Source organism: Ruegeria sp. J8 (assembly GCF_056531925.1).
The window spans coordinates 153,370-178,775 of the sequence record NZ_JBQFMR010000003.1 but is presented as its reverse complement, the minus strand read 5'-3'; the positions used below and the strand labels follow the sequence as shown (position 1 = coordinate 178,775).

The following is a 25,406-nucleotide window of genomic DNA, read 5'->3' as shown; positions in this document are numbered from 1 at the left end:
GCGTTTGAGTTTGCTGGAGGCCCCTCATGATCGGACTAGTCGGAATTGTCGTCATCTTCGTCATGGTGTTCGGTGGCTATCTGGCCGCTGGCGGCAAGATGACCATCATCATGAAATCTCTGCCGTTCGAAATGATGATGATCGGGGGCGCAGCGGTCGGAGCGTTTTTGATCAGCAACGACATGAGCGCGGTGAAGCATACGCTCAAGGACATGGGAAAGGTGTTCAAAGGTCCGAAATGGAAACCCGATGACTACCGCGACCTGTTATGCCTTCTGTTTTCCCTGATCCGCATCGCCAAAGCCAACCCGGTCGAGGTCGAGCAACATATAGAAGACCCCGAAAATTCCGCGGTGTTTTCGGCCTATCCGAAGATTCAATCCGACAAAGAGGCCGTGGATCTGATCTGTGACACGATGCGGTCGGCTTCGATGAACTACGACGACCCCCATCAGGTCGAAGAAGTTCTGGAAAAGCGGATGGAGGCGAATTTTCACCACGCCATGCATTCCAGCCATGCATTGCAGACGGTTGCGGATGGCTTGCCAGCCCTGGGGATCGTGGCTGCGGTTTTAGGGGTGATCAAGACCATGGGATCGATCGACCAGCCACCCGAGGTGCTGGGTAAACTGATCGGGGGGGCTCTGGTTGGGACCTTTCTGGGCGTGTTCCTGGCCTATGGTCTGGTCGGGCCATTCGCAGGAAAACTGAAGGCCGTGGTTGAGGAAGACAACCATTTCTATCAACTGATCAAAGAGGTTCTGGTCGCCAATCTGCACAACCACAACCCCGCGATGTGCATTGAAGTCGGTCGCCAGAACACGCCGACCCATAACCGCCCTGGTTTTTCGGAACTGGAAGAGGCGTTGAAAGAGCTGAAACAGGCGGCGGCATGATCCGACTTGGTCTTTTTCTTGCAGTGTTGCTTGCAGCAAACGGTGCCACTGCGCGTGAAGCCACCGTGCGCTCGGGAGAGCATGAGGACTACACCAGGCTGGTCATTCAGGTGCCGCCTGGCACCGGCTGGGTCCTCACCCAAACCAAGTATGGTGCGCGTCTGAACGTCACCCTGGAGGATGTTCATTTCGAAACCACTTCGGTCTTCCGCAGGCTGTCTCAAAACCGTTTGTCCGCCATTTCTCAGACCGAACCGGGCGGGCCATTGGAAATGCAATTCGGGTGTGACTGCGCGGCTTCGGCGTTTTTATACCAAGACACCATGATTGTGGTCGATATTGCCATTGCGCAGGCCCTGCCACCGATAGGTGCGGACATTCCTCCGCCCATCTTGCCGCAAGCAAACCGCGACACCGGGCTGCTGGCGGCCGCTCAGAACCGCAACGTCTTGCCAATGCCTGCGCTTCCGACGCCATTGCTTGGGTTTGAGGATCGCCTGTCAGAACGTCTATTACAAGGTGCAGACCGGGGCATCGTTGACCTTGAGCTTGCCCAGGTTGGCCCGCGATCGTCGATCTTTGACGGTGCCACGGAAGGGCCAGCAGACCCGACAGGGAATATCAGCGTATCGACGGTGCTCGATGAATTGAACGGTCTACTGGGGCCCGATTTGATCGGGTTTGAACAAGAACCTGCCTGCATATCCGATACAGAGTTGGGGTTCGGGACGTGGGGTGGCTCAGCCGATTTCCCTCAGCAAATAGCCACCTTAAGATCAGGTTTGTTTCAGGAATTCGATCGGGTTGATCAGGACACAGCGCTGTCTCTGGCAAAGCTGTACGCATTCTATGGCTTCGGCGCCGAGGCGATGCAGGCTTTGGCATTGGTGGAAGATCCCGATGCTGACGTAAACCGGGTTGCAGCAATTGCGCAGTATTTGGACGCAGGGCATGCGGCAGACGACAATCCGTTTGGTGGCTTGCAACGATGCGGGGGTGACGTTGCACTTTGGGCTGTTCTGATGGCCGGGGAATTATCCGCTGAAGCAAACTTGGACAGGGTAGAGCAATCATTTTCACGGCTGCCAACGCATCTAAGACGGCAATTTGGACCTGATCTATCCGAAATTTTGGTCGATGCAGGTCGGTTAGAAGCCGCTCGACGCGTATTGCGGTCTGTTGACCGGGCGGGAATTCAAAACGCCTCGGACACAACACGGGCCAGAGCTAAGGTCGCAGCCGCCGAAGGTGACGCTCCAAAAGCCGAGGCGTTGCTAAACGACGTGGTTGCATCCTCCGGCCCCAATCTGGACGCTCCGCTCGCTTTGGCGCGGCTGATCGAAAACCGATGGGTTGATCGAGGCGCCGCTTCACCCGAAGAAGTCGCCCTTGCGGCGTCTTTTTCGAACGAGTTTCGTAAATCCGAGATCGAGCCGCAGTTAAAACGGGCTCATGCTGTGGCCCTAAGTCTGACTCAGGAATTCGACCTAGCATTTGATGCTGCCTTGGAAATACCTGCAGGGCAAGAACGCCTGGCCACGTTGAACCGGATTTCTCACATTCTGGTGGAGAGGGCGGATGACATAACATTTCTACGTCGGGCGTTGGAATTTGCATCCGGTGATACGCAGGACCTGAGCACAGATACGGCTGTCGCGTTGGCAAACCGTCTGGTGAAGCTTGGGTTCCCTGGACCAGCGCTGGCTTTGTCGAACAGACCCCAAGATACGGTGCAACGGTCAGAGCGTGCACGGATCAGGGCACGCTCTGCCTTGCAAACGCAACGCCCTCACCAAGCTATGCTTGAACTGGAAGGGGACAGTTCGGAAGAGGCATTGCGTATCAGGCACCAAGCGATGCAAGCCCTTGGCGATTTCGATACAGCCGGAGAGCTATCGCGCACATTAGGGCAGGCGGAGCAGGCTGACCGAAATTTTTGGCTGGCCGACCGCCCCGAAGCCATTGATCAAGAGGAAGAAACGCAATTTGGTTTGGTTAGCAAGGCGACACAGGTCCTGATCACTCCTCCTGTTTCGCAACCTGACAAGCCTTTGGCCGAGGCGGCGGATTTACTTCAGGATAGTGTCGAAGCTAGGGAAAAAATCACCCAATTGCTTACTATTCTCGAGCAGTGAACCGTATCAATTGGGGCCCGATTCCCCGCGAGACTGCTATCGCGGGGGTGAAGAAACCAGCGACGCCAGATCGGCATATCTAGAATGCGGTTCAATCCAGGACAAGATCGCATCGCGGATCGCGTTAGCCCGATGCGCTCCGACAACTGGTTCTGCGAACTCGGAATATTTCGCCAAAACCTCATCGCGCGACATAGGCGCCTCAGGGCCACCGCGGGCGTGGATATCGCCCGAATGCAAAATGCGCCCGTCCGTTGTCTCAATTAATACATCTGCCCAGCGCCCACCCGGGAACCGTTGCGAATGCCTCTCTTCCTCGCTCACGTGTATACGGGAAATCAGGCCCGCGATCCGGGGGTCGGACAGTCCGGGCCCTGAGATATGCTCGGCTCCGATACGGCCATACAGAACCTGAACTGCAACAGCGAAGGGCAGAGAGTACTGTGCTTGCGAAGTGGTCGCGGGCATTCCAGAAAACAGTCGCACGGCCTCACAAAAAGTGTTGATCTGGATCGAATGGATCTGGTCACCGACCAAACTGTGGTTCGACATCAGCGCGCGGACCCCATCTATCGCGGCGTGGGCCCAGCGGCAGATCGGGTACGGCTTCACATATTGATACTCAACCTGCCAAAACCTGCCCAAATCCGCCCAATGCGGGGCGGCAGTCTCGGCCTCGATCGTGATGGCAGGTGCCCCGGTAAACCCCCGCTCGGCCAGAATCGCCGCGGACAGGCCGACCATCGCACCCCATCCCGAACCATCATGCAGCATCGTGGGATTGGCGATCTCGCGCATCATCTGGCTGCGCGGCCCATGATATTCGGCGATCCCCAGCGCCTGCCGCAACTGGTCTGGAGTGAGCCCGCGCAATCGGGCCGCCATTGCGACCACGCCCAGCGCATTCCAGGCCCCAGAGGTGTGATAATCGCTGACCGACGCGTGCAGCGAAATCCCCGCGCGGCCCGCGATTTCATAGCCAGAGATCACAGCAGCCAAGGCCTGCGGGCCAGTCAAATTCGGGCAATGCGTGGCAAGCGCAACCAACGCAGGCAGCACAACCACGCCGATATGGCCTTTGGTCGGGTTATACCCGTCATGCCCGTCCAGATTGTCTGTCTGTGTCGCCGCCGCATAGGCAGCGCCAGCCATACTGACGGGTCGCCCGTCAAACATCAGCCGAGCGCTAAAGGAAGAATCCGTGCTGGCGTAAAGCAATGCCGCCGTATCCCGCGCGATCACGCCTGCTTCCATCGGGCCGGAGGCAATCAGGATGCCCATAGTGTCCACCATCATCAGCGCCGCTGCCTCTTTGGCGCTGTCTGGCATTTCCTCGGGTGGACGATTTAGGACGAAATTTGCAACGCGGGCGAACGTATCGGTCATTCGGCAGGCTCTATAACGGGCTTAGAGACGTCACGCAGCCGATATCCCGCAGGATCAAAAGGAGGTTCAGCCAGAATAGTTGCGCGATGCGGTTTGCCGAGGATGAACACCTCAACCCTATCACCGGGCTTTGCGACTTGCGGGTTTGCGAACCCAAGGGCCAGCGATTTACCGACCGAATACCCGAAGCCACCCGATGTCACGCGCCCGACCGAATGACCATCTGGTGTAAAGATCGGCTCACCGCCCGAGGCGTCGGCGGTGTCCACCTCAATTTCGAACATCGACAAAACCTCACGCACAGGGTTGTCCTTGATGGCCAGATAGGCCTGCTTGTGCAGGAAATCCTTGTCCAGCTTGATGAGGCCGTCCAGCCCGACTTCTTGCGGCCAGTATTCCTGACTGTACTCTCGCCCCCACGAGCCGTAGCCCTTTTCGATACGCAGACTACCCAGCGCACGGCCGCCAACTGGGCCGCCGCCTTGCTCTTTCGCGGCCTCCAGCAAGGCCGTGTAAAGCGCAACCTGATCGCTCTCAGCGCAGTGCAGCTCCCACCCAAGGTCGCCGGTAAAACTGACACGGATGGCGAGGCAGGAAACGCCCGCCACGTCTATCTGACGTGAACGCATGAAGCGGAACCCTTCGTTGGACAGATCCGCATTGGTCAGCCGTTGCAGCACATCGCGCGATTTCGGGCCGGCGACGTTGAACCCGGCGATACGGTTTGTGGCAACCTCGAAACGGGTACCTTCAGGCAGATCAACCATGTTGAAGAACCGCTGGTGATAGCGCTCGGCCATGCCCGAGCCGATCATCATGTATTCGTCATCGGCGACTTTGGTGATGGTAAAGTCCCCGGCAACGCCTCCGCGCACTGAAATCAACGGGGTCAAACACGACCGGCCAACCTCGGTCGGTACCCGGTTGGCAACAAGACGATCCAGCCAATCATGTGCCCCTGGCCCCTTGATCACATAGTTGGCGAAGTTCGAGATGTCGATCACACCCACAATGTCGCGCAACATCTGCACCTCTCGGCCAACCGGTTCCCACCAATTCTGGCGGGTGAAGCCGTTGGTTTCGACCACACCGGGTTGATCAGCGAACCAGAGGGGGTGTTCCCACCCGCAGTTCAGACCAAAGACGCAGCCCATCTCCTTTTGCATCTGATAGGCCGGGCGCAGGCGCGCGGGGCGTCCGGCGCTGCGCTCTTCGTTCGGGAAATGGATGGCGAAGCGGTGCGTATAAACGTCCTGCACCCGCGCCTTTGTGAAGGCCTTGTCGGCCCAGTCGCCGAACCGCGCCAGATCCCAGGCGAACATGTCGTGTTGCGGCTCGCCCTCGATCATCCATTGCGCCGACAATAGGCCAAGCCCGCCCGATTGCGAAAATCCGGGGATGATCCCCGTGCAGCAGAAATAGTTCTGCAACTCGGGCACAGGCCCCCAGATTGCATTCGAATCCGGCGACCAGATCATCGGGCCATTGATTACCCGCTTCACCCCCGCAGTTGCCGCAACGGGCACGCGTTCGGTGGCCCGGATAACGTTTTCCATGATGCGGTCCAGATCGTCGGGGAACAGATCGTGGGCGAAATCCAGCGGTGTGCCGTTTTCGGCCCAAAACCGCATGTCCTTCTCATAGGCCCCGATCAGCAAGCCATTGCCCTCTTGCCGGAAGTAGTACTCGCCATCCCGGTCGGCGATGGACGGCAAACGACGGCCCAACGCGGCGACTTCATCAATCGCTTCGGTGACAAAATACTGATGTTCAGTCGGTTGCAGGGGCAGTTCGATCCCAGCCATCGCGGCCACTTCACGCCCCCACAATCCACCGGCATTGACCACCCACTGTGTGTGGATATCGCCCTTTTCGGTGCGTACGATCCACGTTCCGTCAGGCTGTTGATTAGTCCCTAACACGGGACAAAACCGTTCAATACTGGCGCCCATCGCGCGTGCTCCAGCGGCATAGGCATGTGTTACACCCGAGGGATCAACATTGCCGCCATCGGGTTCGAACATGATGCAGCGGATGTCATCGAACTGCGCTAGCGGGTGCAGTTCCATCGCCTGTTCGCGGCTGATCTCGTGGAAGTTCAGGCCGTAGAAACGCGCCTTGGCCTCTTGCAGACGCAGTTGGTGTTCGCGGTCCTCGGTTTGCGCCAGATAGAGCGACCCGGATTGAAACACGCCGCAGCCCTGTCCGGTTTCCTTCTCTAACTCTTTGTACAGGTTCATCGTGTAGTGCTGAATGCGCGTGATGTTGTTGTTGTCATGCAGCCCGTGGATATTGGCCGCTGCGTGCCACGTGGACCCACTGGTCAACTCATCGCGTTCCAGCAGGACAACGTCAGTCCAGCCCAGCTTGGCCAGATGATACAGGATCGAGCAGCCGACCAGCCCCCCTCCGATGACAACGGCCTGAGCATGGGTTTTCATTGGCGCACCTCCTACAGAGCTTGCACGAAAGTCAGCCACAGGTCAGGGGCTACTGATGCTCTGTTCCCGACGCAAAATGTCGGTAATGACGATCAAAGCGCCGGAAGCAAACACCGCGTCGGCGAATCATCGCCCGGTGACACCAAACGCGCGATGTCGTGAGCGTTTGTGTCTTGAAATGAGACGCACTGATTCTTTGATTAAATTAGGAAGCACGAAAATACGTGCCGAATAGGTCGAAACGCGACGGGACAGGCTGGTTTGAAACACGGTGAAGACCGCGTGGATCAGCAGAAATCTTGAAAAGTTCCTAAAATGTTCTATATTTGTTCCACGTGAATGTCTGAGGTGGAACGGAGGTATTCGAGCTATGGCCAACGCTGCCCGTCAAAGCTGGTACGACGCACCCAGCAACGACTATCACATGCTGCCCGTCACGGACCGGCAGATGCGCTATGCGCGCGCGATTGCCCAGCAATCGGCGCTTGAAATCCCGGTCGAGGCACAACGCGACCGCAGGGCCATGTCCCAGTGGATTTCGGCGCATAAACAGGATGACCCGTCACCATTCGCCAATTACCCGACCGGCAAACAGGTCGCTTTTGCCGAACGGATCTCGCGTTCCAAACGCAGACCGATACCGTCTGAGTGTTTCCGCGACAAGCAAATGATGTCCCGGTGGATTGACACCAACAAATAGGCTCTAGTCCGAGTGGTTTCGGGCATAAAGTGCCACGGCAGCGGCGACGAAGAGGCCCAGCAGGATGTAGCCTGTCACCGCTTCTGACACAGCCAACGCGCGGCACAGGCCGGTTGGGGCCATGTCGCCATATCCAACGGTGGTGAAGGTGACATATGAGAAATACAGGATGTCCCCCGGTCCGCTGGCACCGACCACGCAGTTGTCTTTATAGCCGAACGCACCATAGACGGCGGCGAACAGGAAGGGGACGACCTGAATAAAGGATACGCCCATCAAGAACAGCACGCGGCGCGGGGATTTCACCTGTGTCATATAGTACCACGATTGCGAGACGATCCACAGGAACAGGCCCACGGATGCAAACGTGCCCAACGTATCGCCCGCCGTTGATTCACTAAGGCGGGAAAGGCCGAACCAGGCAAAGAAGCTGGCCAAAACCATACCGCCTGCGGCAAGCAGGGTCGATTTCCATTCTTCCAACGTTGTCGGCTCGCGGCGCATGTCGTCTCCGTCTTTAACGGGTGCGATGATCGGGGTTTCGCCCCGCCCGTGCAACCGAGTGGTTTAGTCTGCGCCCAAATGTTCCTGCCCGCGTTGGCGCGCCAGCCCGATCTGCTTCTGCCGCTCGCGGAAGCGCTTCTTGTCAGCTTCCGAGGTTTCATCCACACATTGATGGCACGAGACGCCGTGTTCATATTCAGGACGTTTCATATCCTCGGGCAGGATCGGACGGCGACAGCCATGGCACAGGTTGTGGGGCCCCTCGACCAGCCCGTGCCCCACGGACACGCGATTGTCGAAGACGAAACACTCACCCTGCCAAGTGCTGTCCTCGGCGGGCATTTCCTCAAGATATCGCAGGATACCGCCTTTCAGGTGATAGACATCCTCGACCCCCTGACCCAGCAGGAAGTTGGTGGATTTCTCGCACCGGATACCGCCGGTGCAGAACATGGCAACACGCTTGTTGTGAAAGCGGTCCTTGTTTTCCTCCCACCAGGCCGGGAATTCGCGGAAACTAGCTGTTTCAGGGTCTATTGCTCCTTTAAACGTACCAATCGCCACCTCATAATCGTTGCGGGTGTCGATCACCACCACATCGTCGGAACGGATCAGGTCGTTCCACTCCTCCGGCTCGACATAGTTGCCGACACGGGCGCGCGGATCGACATCCGGCTGGCCCATGGTCACGATCTCTTTCTTCAGGCGCACCTTCATCTTGCCGAAAGGCGGATGGTCGGCGGTGGCCTCTTTCCATTCCAGATCGGCGCAACCCGGCAGCGCTTTGATATGCGCCAGCACGGCGTCAATCCCGGCGCGCGGGCCCGCGATGGTGCCGTTGATCCCCTCTTGCGCAAGCAGCAGCGTGCCTTTGACCGATTGCGCACGGCACAGGTCCAGCAAGGGTTCGCGCAGGGCGGTGTGATCAGCGAAACGGGTGAAGTGATAGAGGGCAGCGATGGTATACATGCGCGCGGTCTAGCCCCACGCGCGCAGAGTCGCAAGGGATCGGATTGACGCCCCCCGCGCGCGCCCTTACCGATAGCTGAAAAGGAGAGCGCGATGACCCATGCCCTGATCGTAATCGACGTCCAGAACGATTTCTGCCCCGGCGGTGCGTTGGCCGTTCCCGGCGGCGATGAGATCGTCGCCCCTATCAACGCGAGTATGGATGAGTTCGACGCGGTGATCCTGACGCAGGACTGGCATCCGGCAGGGCATTCCTCATTCGCCAGCACTCATGCAGGAAAGAACCCATTTGACGTAGCAGAAATGCCCTATGGCCCGCAGTTGCTCTGGCCGGATCATTGCGTGCAGGGAACGCAGGGCGCAGCGTTTCATCCCGATCTGCGCATTGAAGGCGATTTGATCATTCGCAAAGGGTTTCGCAGTGCGATTGACAGCTACTCAGCCTTTTTCGAGAACGATCAGACTACGCCAACCGGGTTGGAGGGCTATCTCAACACCCGAGGCATCCGCAAACTGACGATGGTGGGCCTGGCCACGGATTTCTGCGTTCACTTCTCAGCCGTGGACGCGGCGCGGTTGGGATTTGAGGTGACGGTGAATATGGGACTGTGCCGCGCGATTGATCTGGACGGCTCGCTGACGGCAGCAGAAACAGCGATGAAGGCTGCCGGTGTGACCTTGGCTTAGGGCGCAGAGCCCGAATCCAACAGATATTTCAAGATTACAAAAATAATAACCGCCAGCCCAAGAGCCACGCCAATGCGGGCGGGCAAGGTGCGGCGTTCCGGCGTTGCCGGGGATTTATAGCGCGGGTTCGGGGTCCAATCAGCGGTGTTGCGTCGCTGACCGTTGCGCGGGCGGGCCGATTTGACGTCCCGAAGGAATTTCCAAAAGTCGAATTCGCCGCAATATTCGCCCTGAACACCCATTTCCCGAATGTTGGCAAACAGCGCTTTCAAAATCCGTTCACGCTCGGCCTCGTCACGGGGTCGATAAAAGCCGTGCATCAACTGGCTTCCGGTCGCGTCCAGACCGAAACCTGCATCCTGAAAGATCTTGCGGATTTTCGGAGAAGCCGCCCGCAGTGCATCCGCCGTTTTCACATTGCGGAACATTGCGCGCAAAACGGGCTTTTTCGAAGCCCCCTCCGCGCCTTGCTCGCCTTCTCCGTCCCCCGGATCGACAACAACGATGTCAAAATCGTACTCGAGAACCATTCACTAACTTAACCTCGACTTCCCAACCCCTCTTCTCACTAACCGGTGAAAAGATCACACAATTTGCTCGCTTTGTGACCTGAGCTTGTCATTGTCACCAAACCAGCGACTCTTGCCATTCCACACACCGATTGATCTAACAACGGAAATCGCAGGAGTTCCTCATGGTCGATATTGCGGCACGTGTGTACAATCATAAATGGCAGATTGACCCAATTATACGGTCTTTAATCGACACAGATTTCTACAAACTGCTGATGTGCCAGTCAGTGTTTCGAAATCGGCCCCAAACGGAAGTGGTGTTTTCGCTGATCAATCGGTCGAATCACATCCCCCTCGCCAAGCTTATTGATGAGGGCGAACTGCGCGAACAGCTCGATCATATCCGCTCCCTCAGCCTCAGCCGCGGCGAAAGCACATGGCTGCGGGGCAACATGTTCTACGGCAAGCGGCAGATGTTCCGATCCGATTTCATGGAGTGGTTCGAGAACCTACGCCTGCCGCCCTACCATCTTGAACGCAAGGGCGATCAGTACGAACTGACCTTCGAAGGCAAATGGCATGAGGTCATGTTGTGGGAAATCCCGGCCCTAGCCGCGTTGATGGAATTGCGCTCGCGCGCGGTTCTGAACGACATGGGCCGGTTTGAGTTGCAGGTACTCTATGCCCGTGCCATGACGCGCGTTTGGGAAAAAATAGAGCAACTGCGCGACATTGATGGGCTGGGCATTGCGGATTTCGGCACCCGGCGGCGTCATTCTTTTCTGTGGCAGGATTGGTGCGTGCAGGCGATGATCGAAGGATTGGGGCCCGCATTTACCGGCACGTCAAACTGCCTGATCGCCATGCGGCGCGAGGTTGAGGCCATCGGCACCAACGCGCATGAGCTACCCATGGTCTATTCCGCGCTGGCCAACACGGACGCCGAATTGGCGCAAGCGCCCTATGATGTTCTCAGCGATTGGCATGATGAGCATGAGGGCAACCTGCGTATCATCCTGCCTGACACCTATGGCACTCAGGGCTTTTTGGATCGCGCGCCCGACTGGCTGGCAGGCTGGACTGGCATCCGCGTGGACAGTGGTGATCCGGCGACGGGGGCGGAAACCGCCATCAACTGGTGGAAATCACGCGGCGAGGATCCGCGCGAGAAGCGCGTGATCTTTTCCGACGGGCTGGATGTTGACAAGATCCGCGAGTTGCACGGCCAGTTTGCCGGACGGACCAATATTTCCTTTGGCTGGGGTACATTGCTGACCAACGATTTTCGCGGGTTGGTGCCGGATGACGCGCTTGCACCGTTTTCTCTGGTCTGCAAAGCGGTCTCGGCCAATGGGCGCCCGACGGTCAAATTGTCGGACAATCCCGAAAAGGCGATGGGTCCGGCGGATGAGATCGACCGTTACAAACGCGTCTTCGGGGTTGGTGCGCAACAGGCGATCGAAGTGATCGTTTAGACCCTAACCATGGAAAGTCGCCACGGTTTTGAGCTGTGAAAAGCCATAGAGCGCCTCGAAACCCTTTTCGCGGCCATGGCCAGATTTACCGACGCCACCAAAGGGCAGCTCGACGCCGCCGCCTGCCCCGTAATTATTGACGAAAACCTGCCCCGCATGCAGCCGTTTCGCCAGTCGCATCTGCCGCGCGCCGTCGCGGGTCCAGATGCTGGCGACAAGCCCATAGTCGGTACTGTTGGCGATCTCTGCGGCTTCGTCCTCGGTGTCGAACGGGATCAACACCTGCACTGGGCCGAAAATCTCATCCTGCGCCAACGTATGATCAGGCGGCACATCGGCGAACAGGGTTGGCCGCACATAAGCACCTTGAGCTGGAGCATCCTCAACGATTTGTCCCTGCGCCACGATGGTCAGATCTTTGCCTTTGGCCAGAAATCCTTCGACAATCTGTTGTTGCCGAGCCGAGATTAAAGGCCCCACCCGCAAATCCTGCACCGCAGGTCCAACGGTCAGATCAGCATAGGCCGCAACCATGCGCGCCTTGACTTGGCTATAAACCCCACGCTGCACCAGAATGCGGGACGAGGCCGAACAGGTCTGCCCCGCGTTCTGAATACCCGCATTCACCAGAAATGGAAGGGCCGCGTCCAGATCGGCATCATCAAACACCAGTTGCGGGGATTTTCCGCCCAATTCCAACGTCACTGGTACAACATTGGGACCCGCCGCCTGCTGCACCAAGGCTCCTGTCGCGACCGACCCCGTAAACGAGATATGGTGGACGCCCGGATGCGCCGACAGTGCGGCTCCAGCCTCGGCCCCTAAACCCGGCACCACGTTCAACGCACCAGCTGGCAAACCCGCTTGTTGGGCCAGATGGGCAAAGGCCAGCGCGGTCAGGCAGGCCTCTTCCGCCGGTTTCAGCACGCAGGCATTGCCCATCGCCAGTGCCGCCCCGACCGAACGCCCGATGATCTGCATCGGGTAATTCCACGGCACGATATGGCCCGTCACCCCATGGGGTTCGCGCAGGGTATAAACGGTGTAGCCGTCCAGATAGGGAATCGTCTCGCCCATAACCTTATCCGCCGCGCCGCCGTAGAATTCGCAATACCGCGCCAAGGCCACCGCATCCGCGCGCGCCTGAGTCAGCGGTTTGCCCACATCCATCGCCTCCAACGCGGCCAGATCGTCCACGCGTTCAAGTACCAACTGACCCAATCGGGTCAGGATCCGCCCGCGTTCCATTGCGGTTTTACGGCCCCAATCCTCATCTAGTGCTGCCTGCGCAGCCGCGACCGCCGCGTCGACATCAGACGAATCCCCCCGCGCGACGCGACAGATTTCCGTACCGTCCGAGGGGTTGATCAAAGGCAGGTCGACGCCAGCAGAGGGCGCGATCCACTCTCCACCAATCAAACAAAGTGCGGGGTTGAACCAAAGAGGATTGGGCATGTTTCTCTCCATTCAGGCTCTAATCATACATTTCAGCCAGCAAGCGTCCCGATATCAGGCAGCACCGGCGCGGCGTCGATCAGGGTACGGGTATAGCTGTGCTGCGGATGGGCAAAGACCTGCTCGGTCTCGCCTTGTTCCACGATCTTGCCCGCCTGCATGACCATCACCCGATCAGTGATCGTGCGCACCACGCTCAGGTCGTGGCTGATGAACAGATAGGTCAGGTCATAGGTCGCGCACAGCTCGGCCAGCAGATCCAGGATTTGCGCACGAACTGAAACATCAAGGGCCGAGACCGCTTCATCAAACAGGATCAATTCGGGGCGGATGATCAAGGCACGGGCAATGGCGATACGCTGACGCTGCCCGCCCGAGAACTCGTGGATGTATTTCCCAGCGTCATTAGGGCTGAGGCCGACGGCGGTCAGCATTTCTGCGATCCGGTCCTGCCGCTCGGTCCCAGTAGGCGGCGTGTCCAGCAAATGAAACGGTTCGGTGATCAAACGCGCGACTTTGTGGCGGGGGTTGAAGCTGCCATAGGGGTCCTGAAACACCACTTGCATTTTACGACGCACCGCAGGGTTTGGTTTGTGGCCCGTGAAAACAGGTGCGCCATCCAGACGGATTTCCCCCGCTTGCACCTCTTCCAAGCCCAGAATCGCACGCGTTAGGGTCGATTTTCCACATCCAGACTCACCTACCAAACCCAGTCGTTCACCACGATTGAGCGTAAAGCTGACCTGATCCACCGCGCGGTGGTGGCCCGGCTTGTCGAACAGACCCTTGCGCTGCAAGCGATAGTCGCGGACGACCTGAGTGACCTCTAACAACGGGCGATCCCCCGCTGTGTCGGGCAAGGCCACCTGATGACCCGAGGCCTCAAACAGCATACGGGTATAAGGGTGCTGCATGTTTCGCAGCAGATCGTCGGTGGGGCCAGCTTCCACGACCTCGCCGTGCCGCATCACGACGATCTGGTCTGCCATGTCAGCGACCACGGCCAGATCATGGGTGATCATCAGCAGACCCATGCCGTATTCGCGCACCAACCCCTTCAGCAGATCGAGGATTTGCGCCTGCGTTGTTACATCCAGCGCGGTTGTCGGCTCATCCGCGATCAGCAACGTGGGCCGCAAGGCAATGGCCATGGCGATGACAACGCGCTGGCGTTGCCCGCCCGACAACTCATGAGGATAGCGAGACAGGGGAAAGCGCTCCGGGGGAAGGCCCACGCGGCGCAACACTTCCTTCGTGCGGTCCAGAGCCTGCGTGGCAGGCATGGCCTTATGGATCAGGATAGTTTCCATGACCTGATCGCCGATGGTCTTCACCGGGTTCAGGGCTGTCATCGGCTCCTGAAACACCATCCCGATTGCGGCCCCGCGCAGGGCACACATCTCAGCTTCGGGAGTGGTCAGCACGTCGCGCCCTTCCAGCCGGATCTCGCCCTGCGTCTGCGCCCCGTTGGGCAACAGCTGCATCACGGCCAAAGCGGTCATCGACTTGCCCGAGCCGCTTTCACCTGTCACGGCGACGATATGGCCAGAATCAATGGACAGGTTGACCTGTTTCAGGATCGGCACCCCGTGGATGGACAGCGACAGATTTTCGACCTCAAGCAAACTCATGCGCGCGCCACCCTGATCCGAGGGTCCAGCCAATCGCGCAGCCCATCGCCCAGCAGGTTCAGACCCAGCACCGTGACAATGATCGCCAGCCCTGGTATCAGAGCCAAATGCGGGGCAAAACTGACCATTGTCTGCGCATCGGCCAGCATGCGGCCCCAGCTAGGTGTGGGCGGTTGCGCACCAAGTCCGACGTAAGACAGCCCGGCTTCGGCCAGTATCCCCAGCGAGAACTGGATGGTGCCCTGTACGATCAGCAGATTGGCGACATTGGGCAGGATATGTTCCGCCGATATGCGCGCAGCACCCTTGCCCGAGACACGGGCGGCGAGGATGAACTCACGCTCCCACAGGGACAGCGCCGCGCCGCGGGTGATACGGGCGAAGACGGGGATGTTAAAGATACCGATGGCGATAATCGCGTTGATCGCCCCTGCGCCGAATACGGCTGTGATCAGGATCGCAATGACCAGCGATGGGAAGGCAAAGACCAGATCATTGCCGCGCATGATCACCTCATCCAGCCAAGATCCTTTGCGCGCCGCCGCTGTCAGGCCAAGCGGCACGCCCAGCGCCATACCGATCCCCACGGCAACTAGGGCGACCGCAATCGACGTGCGCGCACCGACCATAATCATCGAGAACATGTCGCGGCCGAAATGATCCGTGCCAAACCAGTTCTGCGCGCTTGGCGTCTTTAGCTTGCCGGGAATATCCAACGCGGCGTGGTCGTAAGGTGTCCAGACAAAGGACACCAAAGCCGCCAGCAGAACCACCGAGGACAGCAATGCGCCAAGGATCAGGTTGCGGCTCATGTCCGGCTCCTGAGGCGGGGATCGACGGCAGCATAAGCCAGATCGACCAGGAAATTCACGGTGATGACGGCAAAGACCAGCAACATGACAACCGATTCCACCACAATCAGATCACGGGCCGAGATCGCCTGAAACACCAAGCGCCCAAGGCCGGGCAGATAGAAGACCTGCTCGATAATGATCGACCCAGCCAAGAGGAATGAAAACTGCAGCCCAATGATGGTCAGCACCGGGATCAGCGCGTTGCGGACGCCGTGCCGCCACAGGGCCTGACGGCGCGACAGACCCTTGGCGCGAGCAGTGCGCATGAAATCCTCGCCCAGAATATCCAGCAGAGATGACCGCATGACCCGCGCCAGAATCGCTGCTTGCGGCAAGGCCAGCGCGACGGCGGGCAACGTCAACGAATGCAACCCGGTCCAAAACCCCTGATCCCAACCTGCGAACCCTCCGGCGTTGAACCAGCGCAGGTTTATGGCAAAGATCAGCACCAGCATCATGGCAAACCAGAAATTGGGCACCGCAATGCCCAGCTGCGTCGCACCCATCACGGTCAGATCGCCGGGCTTGCCCCGACGCGCAGCAGCGTAAATCCCGGCAGGGAAGGCAATCAGTGTCGACAAGGTCAATGCATAGAGCGCCAGCGGCAAAGACACCCAAAGCCGATCCTGGATCATCTGCGAAACTGGCGTGCGATAGGTATAGGAGGTGCCGAAATCACCCGCCAGCATTCCGCTGACCCAGTTGAAGTAGCGCTCAAGCTTTGAGCCATCCAAGCCCAACTCAGCCCGTAGCGCAGCTAGCGTGTCCTCTTGCGCGTTTACGCCCAGCATGAAGGATGCCGGATCGCCCGGTGCAACCTCGATCACTGCGAAGATCACGACCGAGGCAACGGCCAGGCTGATCATCAGCGATATCAAACGTTTGAGAGCGTAGCGCAGCATAGATCGCACGTTAGGGTCACAGGCGCCGTTGGTCCAGCGTCTAAGGTATCAGCAAATAAGCAGAAACCGCGTAGCCGACGATCGCGGCATAGCCCAGAGGATAGATCCACTTAACCGCGTAATTGTCCAACTTGCGCGCCGTGTCTTCGCGCCCGGCGACCTTGAGTCTGCGCAAGGCGACATTGAAAACGATCAGCGCTCCGGTCATCAGGAACATCCATTGCAGAACGAAATCCAGAAAGGTCAGATAGCCCAGCTTGGGCAGATCAGCAGAAATAGCCCAGTTGAAAGCAACGAAGACCAGCAGGTTGCCCCCCGCGATCTCGATCCGTTTGCGGTATTCGTCCAGAAAGAACAGCGCCCAGCCAACAGCAACGAGCACCAGCATGGGCATGAACACCCTGATCATGTAGTAAGTCTGATGCCTGCTGCCCTGAAAGGCCAGCGCCAACTGATCGCTATCTTGCCCCGACAGACCCTGAACCTGGGTTTTCACCATTCGCGCATTGCCCAGAACCCATTCTTCCTCGCCCAGCAGATCGCCCAGACCCGAGTAGTCTTCCAGCGGGTAATACGTCACGTAATCCGAGGGAAAGACTGAAACGACCTCGAAATAGAAATCCTGCGTGTCGAACGGATACTTGCGGAAATCGAAATGAGGGGCCTGCAAGGTCAGCGAAGATTTCTCGACATAAACCACCCGCCCGTCGCTGCGCAGCGAGGCGGCGGCCTCGTGTATCCATTTGTTGGATTGCTGATTGTGGATCACGAAAGCGGGCATGACGGCGCCAATCTCGGCCGCGTGGTCCGCCAGGTCAGAAGGGTTGAAGACCCGAATGTCTCGCCCCGTCTTCTCTGAGTCAAACGCCAGCAGAGGGTCCGTCCATTCGAACCGCAAAACCGCCACCGCCCCATAGTTTTCCGCCTTTTGATCGACGCTTGTAATCTGGTTGATCCTAATCCCGACGCCCACATTCAACGGATTTTCGGGGGTGCCGGCCAGTGCATCCAACCGGGTGCTAAGCGCATTTTGCGCACCCGCCATCGAGGCCAGCCCGCAGAGCGTACACACGCATAGCAAAAGAACACGGAAAGACGTCATGATACTGCTCACCCTGACCCTGGCAAAACTTGGGGCCGCGCAACACGGCCCCAGTTCCGGTCATTCAGACCAACTGATCTGCGTCAGATCGATGGCAGCCGTGGGCGCGTTCTCCCACAGGCCCTGCACACCTGCTTTGGCAACACCCAGCTTGGCCAGCTGGAACAGGTAGCCATTGACGAAATCAGTGGCGATCAGGCGTTGCGCATCGCCCAGCAATTTCTTGCGCTGATCCGGATCGGTGGTTTCGTTCAACAGTTCCATCAGAGCCTGAAAATCGCTGCTGTCATATTGGAAGTAATAGTCGGGCCGCGCATAGATGCCGATATCCATCGGCTCGGTATGGCTGACGATTGTTAGGCCGAAATCCTTGCCCTTGAACACCGATTCCAACCATTGCGCCCATTCAACATTGATGATCTCGGCCTTGATCCCGACCTCGGCCAGTTGCGCCGCGATGATCTCACCGCCGCGACGGGCGTAAGAGGGGGGCGGCAGGTGCAACGTGGTTTCGAACCCGTCAGCATAGCCTGCATCAGCCAGAAGCTGCGCGGCTTTCTTGGGGTCATAGGCCGAATTGCCGGTCAGATCGACATAGGCCGGATTGTGCGGTGCGAAATGAGTGCCGATGGGCGTGCCATAGCCGAACATCGCTCCGTCAATAATCGCCTGCCGATCGATCGCATGGGCCAAAGCCTGCCGCACGCGGATATCGTCAAAGGGCGGCTTTTTGTTATTCGTGGACAGGATCGTCTCGCCCTCGGTCGAACCGACCAGCACCTGAAACCGCGAATCCGCCTCGAACTGAGGCAGGTTTTCGGGGGCCGGGAAATTGTCGAACACATCCACATCATCGGCCATCATCGCAGCAAATGCAGCGGTCGGATCCGAGATAAACTTGAACGTAGCGGTCTCCAACGCGGGTTGATCGCCCCAATAGTTCGGGTTGCGGTTCAGCGTGATGCTGTCGCCCTGCACCCAGTCGCCAAAGGTATAGGCCCCGGTACCAACCGGGTTGGTCTTGATGTTCTCGATGCTTTCAGGCGCGACAATCACCGCATCGCCCCACGCCATGTTGAACAGGAAGTTCCCGTTCGGTGCAGACAACGTGACCTTGACAGTCAGCGGGTCCACCACCTCGACACTGTCGATCCCGGCAAACAGGGCTTTTTGCGCGTTGGCGCTGTCTTCGGCGCGGGCGCGGTCAAGGCTGAACTTGACGTCCTCGGCATCCATGGTCGAGCCGTCATGGAAGGTCACCCCATCATGCAGCTTGAAAGTATAGACGGTGCCGTCATCCGAAATCTCCCAGCTTTCCGCCAGCCCCGGCACGACCGAGCCATCGCCCATAAAACGGGTCAACCCTTCGAAGATATTAGTATAAACGACCGAATCGATGGCCTGCGCGGCGGCGCTTGTCGGGTCCAGATGCGGAGGCTCCAACTGCATCGCAATGGTAATATCGGATTTGGCCCAAGCCTGCCCGGCGAAGAGGCTGGCTCCCACGGCCAACACCGACGCAAAGGACCGAAACGTCTGCTTTGTCATGTAAATCACTCCCCACTGAAAATGTGTGACCCTTCGTTTCCGAGGGTCGTTCTGAGACCAATGTCCCCATAAACCCAAGGTCAATCAAGGAAATGTTCGCGCAACCGGGGTTTCTATGGCCCCTGTCGATCTGTTATGCCGCGCTGCAACATGAACCCCGGAGCAACGATCATGAGTGCCACCGCCCGCAAAAAAGCCCCAAACGCCCAGGATATCCGCGACCTCAAAGGCGGCGAGCCCATCGTCAGCTTGACCGCGTACACCACGCCGATGGCGCGGTTGATGGATGCCCATTGCGATTTCGTACTGGTGGGCGACAGCGTCGGCATGGTGCTGCACGGGCTGGAATCGACGCTGGGCGTGACGATGGAGATGATGGTGATGCACGGGCAAGCCGTCGCCCGGGGGCTGAGCAGCGCGATGATGGTCATCGACATGCCGTTCGGTAGCTATGAACACTCGCCGGCCGACGCCTTTCGCAATGCCGCGCGACTGATGGCCGAGACCGGCGCGGGGGCCGTCAAACTGGAGGGTGGGGTCGAAATGGCCGAGACCATCCGCTTTCTGGTCCAACGCGGCATTCCGGTGATGGCCCATATCGGCCTGACCCCACAATCGATCAACACGCTGGGTGGCTACAAGGTACAGGGCCGCGATGATCAGGCCGAGGCGGTTCTGGCCGACGCCCACGCCGTCGCAGGCGCAGGCGCGTTTTCGGTCGTGTTAGAGAAGGTTCCGCAAGGCCTGGCCGATCGCATCACAGCAGAGGTTGCGATCCCCACCATTGGCATCGGTGCATCTGCGGGCTGTGACGGGCAAATTCTTGTGGTCGACGACATGGTGGGCTTTTTCACCGCCTTCAAACCGAAATTCGTCAAACGCTATGCCGAACTTGGCCCCTTGGCCGAGGCCGCCATCGCCGAATACGCCGCCGAAGTGCGCGCCCGCAGCTTTCCGGCGGACGAACATGTTTTTGCGGATCAGGCCCCGTCCAAAGGACCAAAGACATGACAGCCCCCATCCTGCGCCGCCTTGCCGATCTGCGCGCGCTGACATCCCAATGGCACCGCAACGGCGAGGTCATCGGCGTGGTCCCCACCATGGGCGCGCTGCATCAGGGGCATCTGTCGCTGGTTGAGGCCGCCAAGGCCGGGGCCGACCGCGTCATTGTCACGATCTTTGTGAACCCCAAGCAGTTCAACAACCCCGAAGACTTGGCCAATTATCCGCGCACGGAACATGAGGACGCGCAGAAGTTGGCCCCCTATGGCGTCGACGCAATCTATGTGCCCGATCCCGATGAGATCTATCCACAGGGCTTTGCCTCCACCGTTTCCGTCACTGGCCTGACCAACGTGATGGAGGGCGAATTCCGGCCCGGGCATTTTGACGGCGTCGCCACCGTGGTGGCGAAACTGTTCCTGCAAACGCAGGCAGACAGAGCCTATTTCGGAGAAAAAGATTATCAACAACTGATGGTCGTGCGCCGTATGGCCCGCGATCTGGACATCCCGATTGAGGTGGTTGGCTGCCTCACCGTCCGCGAACCCTCGGGGCTGGCGATGTCGTCGCGCAACCTGCGTCTGTCTCCCGAGGGACTGGAAATCGCCGCCAACAAGCACCGGATCATGAGTGATCTGGCCGCCGCACTGCGGGACGGATCGGAGTTTGACGCTCTGGCCGCGCAGGCGGAAACCGATCTGCTGTCCGCAGGGTTTACGCAGGTCGAATATATCCAACTGCGCTGCGCCGAGACGCTGGAACCGCTGACCCATGCCGACCGCCCCGCCCGGCTGTTTGTGGCCGCTTGGGCAGATGGCGTGCGACTGATCGACAATATTCCGGTCTGAACGCTCTGGCACCCGCGCTATTGTTTGCGCTAAACTCCTGCAAAACCAATACCGGAGGGGGGCGCGGGGCATGACCTATATTCTCGCTATTGATCAGGGCACCACATCATCGCGGGCCATTCTGTTTGACGCTGAAATGCAGCGCGCGGGCACCGCGCAGCACGAATTCACCCAGCATTTCCCGCAGGAAGGTTGGGTCGAACACGACCCCGAGGAAATCTGGGACAGCGTATTGCGCGTCTGCCGCGAAGTGATGGACACCAACGGCGTCACCTCCGACCAGATCGCCGGTATCGGCATCACCAACCAGCGTGAAACCACCGTGGTCTGGGATCGCACCACCGGGAAACCGATCCACAACGCCATCGTCTGGCAGGACCGCCGCACCGCCGAGATTTGCGCGCGCTACAAACAAGCCGGGTGCGAGGATGATGTGACCGCCCAGACCGGCCTGCTACTTGACCCATATTTCTCGGGCACCAAGGTGAAATGGCTGCTGGATACTGTCCCCGGCGCGCGCGAAAAGGCCGAAGCCGGAGAGCTGCTGTTCGGCACCATCGACAGTTTTCTGATCTGGCGTCTGACCGAAGGCCGCAGCCATGCCACTGACGCCACGAACGCGGCACGCACCCTGTTGTTCGACATCCACAAAGGCGAATGGAGCACGGAGATCTGTGATCTGCTGGACGTGCCGATGAATATGCTGCCGCAGGTCCATGATTGTGCCTCGGACTTCGGAGAAACGACTCTGTTTGGGGGAAATATCCCAATTTTGGGTGTGGCGGGCGACCAGCAGGCCGCCACCATCGGGCAGGCGTGTTTTCAGCCGGGCATGATGAAATCCACCTATGGCACGGGCTGTTTCGCGCTGCTGAACACGGGCGACAAACCGGTTGAGTCGAAAAACCGCCTGCTGACAACCATCGCCTATCAGCTTGACGGCAAGCGGACCTATGCGCTTGAGGGTTCGATCTTTGTGGCCGGGGCTGCGGTGCAATGGCTGCGTGATGCGTTGCAGATCATCAAAACGGCCCCCGAAAGCGGCGACTTGGCGCAACAAGCAGACCCTAATCAGCATGTCGTGCTGGTGCCCGCTTTTACCGGGCTGGGCGCGCCTTACTGGAAACCCGATTGCCGGGGCGCAGTGTTTGGTCTCACCCGCAATTCGGGCCGAGCCGAATTCGCCAAAGCCACTTTGGAAAGCATCGCCTACCAGACCCGCGATCTGTGGCACGCCATGCAAGGCGATTGGGGCGCGGATACCGATGTGACGCTGCGCGTTGATGGTGGCGCCAGCGCCTCGGATTGGGCGATGCAAGGGTTGTCGGATTATCTGGGTGCTGAGGTTGACCGTCCGGTGATGCAGGAAACGACTGCCTTGGGCGCGGCGTGGCTGGCCGGAATGCGCGCGGGGGTCTATCCCGATCAGCAAGGGTTCTCGGAGACCTGGGCGCTGGATCGCCGATTCAAACCAGAGATGTCGCAAGAGGATCGCGACGCCGCCTATGATCGATGGAAACGAGCTGTGTCAGCTGCGATGGCGTTCTGAACCCGGTGAGGGATCAGCTATGATCCTTCATCAACCGCTGCTTCTGACGTGACCAATCGCGTTTGGCCTGCGATTCACGCTTATCGTGCAGTTTCTTACCCTTGGCGATGCCGATCTTCAGCTTAGCCCGACCCTTGTGGTTGAAATACAAAACCAGCGGCACCAGCGTCATGCCCTTTCGCTGAGTCGCGTTCCACAGATTCGACAATTCTTTGCGCGACACCAACAACTTGCGGCGGCGGCGTTCTTCGTGTTTGAAGACTTTCGCCTGCTCATAGGGCGCGATATAGCTGTTGATCAGCCACAGCTCACCGTCATCGACCGAGGCATAGCTTTCGGCAATGTTCGAACCACCCGCGCGCAGAGATTTGACCTCGGAGCCTTCCAGCACAATGCCGCACTCAATATCCTCTTCGATCGCGTAATCGAAGCGGGCCCGCCGGTTTTCGGCGATGACTTTGTAATTCGGGTCGGTCTTCTGCTTTTGCTTGGCCATGACGCGTTGATTTAGGCGGCTTGGCGCGGCCTTGCAAGCCCTCAGGTCTTGGCGGAGATGATCAGGTCGGGGCCGAAAATCGTGTCGGCGTGGTTGTGCAGATAAATCTTGAGCCAGGGCGTGAATCGCGCGGGGTGGCGCTGCACCTCGGCCAGAAGGTCGTGATAGTCGATCCAGCGGATATCCATCACCTCATCTGGGTTCGGTTCGATCTGCAATGGCCCACGTACATGGGCGAGGAACACGTCCACCACCTCATGCTCGATCATCGAATTGCCCACATCGGCGTGGTATTCCAGCCGGTGGCGATATTCTGGATAAAGCCCGGTAATCCCCAACTCTTCGCGCAGGCGGCGAACTGCGCATTCCGAGGGCGTCTCACCCCAGTCGGGATGGGTGCAGCAGGTATTCGCCCACAGGCCCGGCGTGTGGTATTTGCCCATCGCCCGACGTTGCAGCAAAATCTCGGTCCCGCGCACGACAAAGACCGACACCGCCTTGTGCCGCAAACCCTTTTCATGCGCTTCAAGCTTGTCCACGGGGGTCAACTCGCCATCGACCCAGGCCGGGATCATGATTCCCATCTTTCAACTCCTGCTGCCTGCCCGACGAACAGGTCGGACTCGTTCGGCTGCGTATTTCCAAGGTGGCGATGTTGAGCACTCATATCAATCGCACGAAAGGCCGCAGGGGGACTGCGGCCTTTCGATGAATCACAGTAGATCGGTGTCAGATATTATTCGCCCGAAACGCTGACGATATAGGCATAGACGTCTTCACCGCCGGATTTCAGCCGGAAGGTCATTTTCGACTTGGCCGCTGTGTCATCCAGATAGGTTTTCAGGAAGGCTTTGGGGTCCTGAACATATCCAACGAAAGTCGTTTCATCCCAGACCAGGCCATTTTCACCTGCAGCGACAAGGCTGTCGCCATATTTGAATCCATCAACGGTACCAGCGGTACGGCCTGCGATGGCATAGAGGTTCGGACCGGTCTTGCCGCCTTTGACGATGGCTTCACCGGAGGCATCGGCGATCTGGTGGCAGGACTTGCATTTGTTGAACGCTTTCTTGCCCGCTTCGGCGTCACCTTCTGCATAGGCAGGAAGGGCCAGAAGACCGGCAACTGCGGTGGCGAGGATACGATTCATAGCTTTTGCTCCGATACGAATTGGCTGCACTGAATGGATCGTCAGTGTAGATGAGAGTCAACGCGCAGATTGCCGCGCGATGGCACTGTGTCACAGCCCGACTTTGGTCGTCCTTAACTTAAGTCATGTATCTGTGACCAACAGGGTAACAGATCCCCTGTCTGTGGCGTCGCCTCAAAGACGGCGCGACCTATGGCGCGGGCCAGACAGACGGCCGCTGCGTGTCCCAGCGCTCCTATCTGCATCGGGTCACCCCCAAGCGGGCGGGTCCCCGTGCTGACTGCAAAGACCAGGTCCCCGTCGCCCGGCGTATGGGCGGGAACGATGGCGCGGGCAATACCATCATGGGCGGCAACCGCCATTCGATGACATTGCGACTTGGACAGTTTGGCGTCGGTGGCGACAATCGAGATGGTGGTATTTGCTTTGTCCGGCGCCGCCGGGTGCATGGCCTGCGCCTTGCGGCTGGGGGCTGGTTGCCCCAGACCCGAAGTCGGGTCGGGTCCCAGTCCTCCGAATTCACCACCCATTTCGAACGGCGCGGCCCAGAAATGGCGATCACCCGGCGTGGTGACACTGCCCAGTGGGTTCGCCGCCGCCAAAGCGCCGACCGTGATGCCATTGGGCAGAACGGCAGAAGCCGAGCCCAGCCCGCCCTTTTGCATCGCTGCCAATGCGCCGGTGCCGGCCCCAATGCTGCCGAGTTCAAATTGATCTGAGGCCGAGAGATACGCTTGATGACCCAAGCTGCGATACGGGTTTTCCACCCATGCCTTTTCACCGCCGTTCAGCAAGTCAAACAGGATGGCGCCCGGAACGATGGGGACCACAGCCGCGCCAACGGCGAAGCCCCGACCCTGCGCGCGCATAGCATCCGAGACGCCGGAGCAGGCATCTAACCCGAAGGCCGATCCCCCGGACAAAACGATGGCGTCGACTCGGTCCACGGATTTGTCCGGGGCGAGAAGGTCCGTCTCACGCGTGCCTGGAGCGCCGCCCATCACATGGACCGATGCGGTGAATGGGCTGGCGGAGGTCAGGACTGTGGTGCCGGATTTCAGCGCGGCGTCCTGTGCGTTGCCGACCAGCAGGCCGGGGATATCGGTGATCAGGTTTTTGGGTCCGGGTGTCACGACTAGCTGGTCCGATGGGGGCGGGAAGCGC

Annotated in this window: 23 protein-coding genes; 8 read left to right on the top strand and 15 right to left on the bottom strand. The window is 59.0% G+C overall.

All coding sequences use genetic code 11. The features are described from left to right. The first annotated feature begins 26 nt into the window (after positions 1-26). Complete coding sequence (gene motA, locus ACR0L1_RS07525) at positions 27-896, top strand: flagellar motor stator protein MotA (protein ID WP_170772900.1); 870 nt, start codon at positions 27-29, stop codon at positions 894-896. Next, positions 893-3,031, top strand: coding sequence for a hypothetical protein (locus tag ACR0L1_RS07520; protein ID WP_480858020.1), 2,139 nt, complete (start codon positions 893-895; stop codon positions 3,029-3,031). Before motA ends, ACR0L1_RS07520 begins: the two co-directional genes overlap by 4 nt. Positions 3,032-3,067: 36 nt before the next feature. Here ACR0L1_RS07520 and ACR0L1_RS07515 read toward each other — a convergent pair whose 3' ends face one another. Together ACR0L1_RS07515 and ACR0L1_RS07510 are read right to left on the bottom strand one after the other, a co-directional pair. Next, positions 3,068-4,417, bottom strand: a complete 1,350-nt coding sequence (locus tag ACR0L1_RS07515; protein WP_480858018.1) for an MmgE/PrpD family protein — start codon at positions 4,415-4,417, stop codon at positions 3,068-3,070. Further along, entirely contained in the window at positions 4,414-6,858 is a 2,445-nt protein-coding gene (locus ACR0L1_RS07510; protein ID WP_480858016.1) for a GcvT family protein, read from the bottom strand. Before ACR0L1_RS07510 ends, ACR0L1_RS07515 begins: the two co-directional genes overlap by 4 nt. 370 nt (positions 6,859-7,228) lie before the next feature. Here ACR0L1_RS07510 and ACR0L1_RS07505 point away from each other — a divergent pair, with 370 nt between their 5' ends. Then, complete coding sequence (locus ACR0L1_RS07505; protein WP_170789521.1) at positions 7,229-7,558, top strand: hypothetical protein; 330 nt, start codon at positions 7,229-7,231, stop codon at positions 7,556-7,558. 3 nt (positions 7,559-7,561) lie between these two features. On the opposite strand, the gene ACR0L1_RS07500 is transcribed toward ACR0L1_RS07505, so the two are convergent. Together ACR0L1_RS07500 and trhO are read right to left on the bottom strand one after the other, a co-directional pair. Further along, positions 7,562-8,062, bottom strand: a complete 501-nt coding sequence (locus ACR0L1_RS07500; RefSeq protein WP_170772909.1) for a potassium channel family protein — start codon at positions 8,060-8,062, stop codon at positions 7,562-7,564. Between the two features lie 63 nt (positions 8,063-8,125). Further along, entirely contained in the window at positions 8,126-9,031 is a 906-nt protein-coding gene (trhO, locus tag ACR0L1_RS07495) for an oxygen-dependent tRNA uridine(34) hydroxylase TrhO (RefSeq protein ID WP_170789519.1), read from the bottom strand. 93 nt (positions 9,032-9,124) lie between these two features. Here trhO and pncA point away from each other — a divergent pair, with 93 nt between their 5' ends. Next, complete coding sequence (gene pncA / locus ACR0L1_RS07490) at positions 9,125-9,718, top strand: bifunctional nicotinamidase/pyrazinamidase (protein WP_480858013.1); 594 nt, start codon at positions 9,125-9,127, stop codon at positions 9,716-9,718. Here the strand turns inward: pncA and ACR0L1_RS07485 are convergent. Then, positions 9,715-10,248, bottom strand: coding sequence for a hypothetical protein (locus ACR0L1_RS07485; protein ID WP_170772915.1), 534 nt, complete (start codon positions 10,246-10,248; stop codon positions 9,715-9,717). The two genes, pncA and ACR0L1_RS07485, sit on opposite strands and share 4 nt — an antisense overlap. A 164-nt stretch (positions 10,249-10,412) precedes the next feature. Here ACR0L1_RS07485 and pncB point away from each other — a divergent pair, with 164 nt between their 5' ends. After that, positions 10,413-11,705, top strand: a complete 1,293-nt coding sequence (gene pncB, locus ACR0L1_RS07480; protein ID WP_480858010.1) for a nicotinate phosphoribosyltransferase — start codon at positions 10,413-10,415, stop codon at positions 11,703-11,705. A 3-nt stretch (positions 11,706-11,708) separates the two neighbouring features. On the opposite strand, the gene ACR0L1_RS07475 is transcribed toward pncB, so the two are convergent. Genes ACR0L1_RS07475 through ACR0L1_RS07450 form a run of 6 tightly spaced genes read right to left on the bottom strand, consistent with a single transcriptional unit; the run spans position 11,709 to position 19,197 of the window. Next, entirely contained in the window at positions 11,709-13,160 is a 1,452-nt protein-coding gene (locus ACR0L1_RS07475) for an aldehyde dehydrogenase family protein (protein WP_480858008.1), read from the bottom strand. A gap of 32 nt (positions 13,161-13,192) precedes the next feature. Then, entirely contained in the window at positions 13,193-14,791 is a 1,599-nt protein-coding gene (locus ACR0L1_RS07470; RefSeq protein WP_480858007.1) for an ABC transporter ATP-binding protein, read from the bottom strand. Continuing rightward, positions 14,788-15,603, bottom strand: coding sequence for an ABC transporter permease (locus ACR0L1_RS07465; protein ID WP_170789514.1), 816 nt, complete (start codon positions 15,601-15,603; stop codon positions 14,788-14,790). Before ACR0L1_RS07465 ends, ACR0L1_RS07470 begins: the two co-directional genes overlap by 4 nt. Further along, on the bottom strand, positions 15,600-16,547 hold the full coding sequence (locus tag ACR0L1_RS07460; protein ID WP_170789513.1) for an ABC transporter permease: 948 nt from the start codon (positions 16,545-16,547) through the stop codon (positions 15,600-15,602). The genes ACR0L1_RS07465 and ACR0L1_RS07460 overlap by 4 nt, the downstream gene beginning before the upstream one ends. A 40-nt stretch (positions 16,548-16,587) precedes the next feature. After that, entirely contained in the window at positions 16,588-17,649 is a 1,062-nt protein-coding gene (locus ACR0L1_RS07455; protein WP_170772928.1) for a ligand-gated ion channel, read from the bottom strand. Positions 17,650-17,709: 60 nt separating this feature from the next. Next, positions 17,710-19,197, bottom strand: coding sequence for an ABC transporter substrate-binding protein (locus tag ACR0L1_RS07450; RefSeq protein WP_170785238.1), 1,488 nt, complete (start codon positions 19,195-19,197; stop codon positions 17,710-17,712). Positions 19,198-19,368: 171 nt separating this feature from the next. On the opposite strand from ACR0L1_RS07450, the gene panB reads away from it, so the two are divergent. The 3 genes from panB (at position 19,369) to glpK (ending at position 22,596) form a co-directional block, all read left to right on the top strand. Then, positions 19,369-20,208, top strand: coding sequence for a 3-methyl-2-oxobutanoate hydroxymethyltransferase (gene panB / locus ACR0L1_RS07445; RefSeq protein ID WP_480858004.1), 840 nt, complete (start codon positions 19,369-19,371; stop codon positions 20,206-20,208). Continuing rightward, a complete protein-coding gene (gene panC / locus ACR0L1_RS07440; protein WP_480858002.1) occupies positions 20,205-21,047 on the top strand; it encodes a pantoate--beta-alanine ligase in 843 nt (280 codons plus the stop codon). Before panB ends, panC begins: the two co-directional genes overlap by 4 nt. Positions 21,048-21,117: 70 nt before the next feature. Beyond that, positions 21,118-22,596 carry a glycerol kinase GlpK gene (glpK, locus tag ACR0L1_RS07435; protein ID WP_480858000.1) on the top strand — a complete coding sequence of 493 codons (1,479 nt, stop codon included), beginning with the start codon at positions 21,118-21,120 and terminating at the stop codon, positions 22,594-22,596. Between the two features lie 13 nt (positions 22,597-22,609). On the opposite strand, the gene smpB is transcribed toward glpK, so the two are convergent. The 4 genes from smpB to ACR0L1_RS07415 form a co-directional block, all read right to left on the bottom strand. After that, complete coding sequence (gene smpB, locus ACR0L1_RS07430) at positions 22,610-23,092, bottom strand: SsrA-binding protein SmpB (protein ID WP_170789508.1); 483 nt, start codon at positions 23,090-23,092, stop codon at positions 22,610-22,612. Positions 23,093-23,133: 41 nt separating this feature from the next. Further along, entirely contained in the window at positions 23,134-23,676 is a 543-nt protein-coding gene (gene idi, locus ACR0L1_RS07425; protein WP_170355873.1) for an isopentenyl-diphosphate Delta-isomerase, read from the bottom strand. A gap of 152 nt (positions 23,677-23,828) precedes the next feature. Continuing rightward, positions 23,829-24,242 (bottom strand): c-type cytochrome, encoded by a 414-nt coding sequence (locus tag ACR0L1_RS07420; protein ID WP_170772938.1) that lies wholly within the window; start codon positions 24,240-24,242, stop codon positions 23,829-23,831. 113 nt (positions 24,243-24,355) lie between these two features. Further along, positions 24,356-25,375 (bottom strand): P1 family peptidase, encoded by a 1,020-nt coding sequence (locus tag ACR0L1_RS07415; RefSeq protein WP_480857997.1) that lies wholly within the window; start codon positions 25,373-25,375, stop codon positions 24,356-24,358. Between the last annotated feature and the right edge of the window lie 31 nt (positions 25,376-25,406).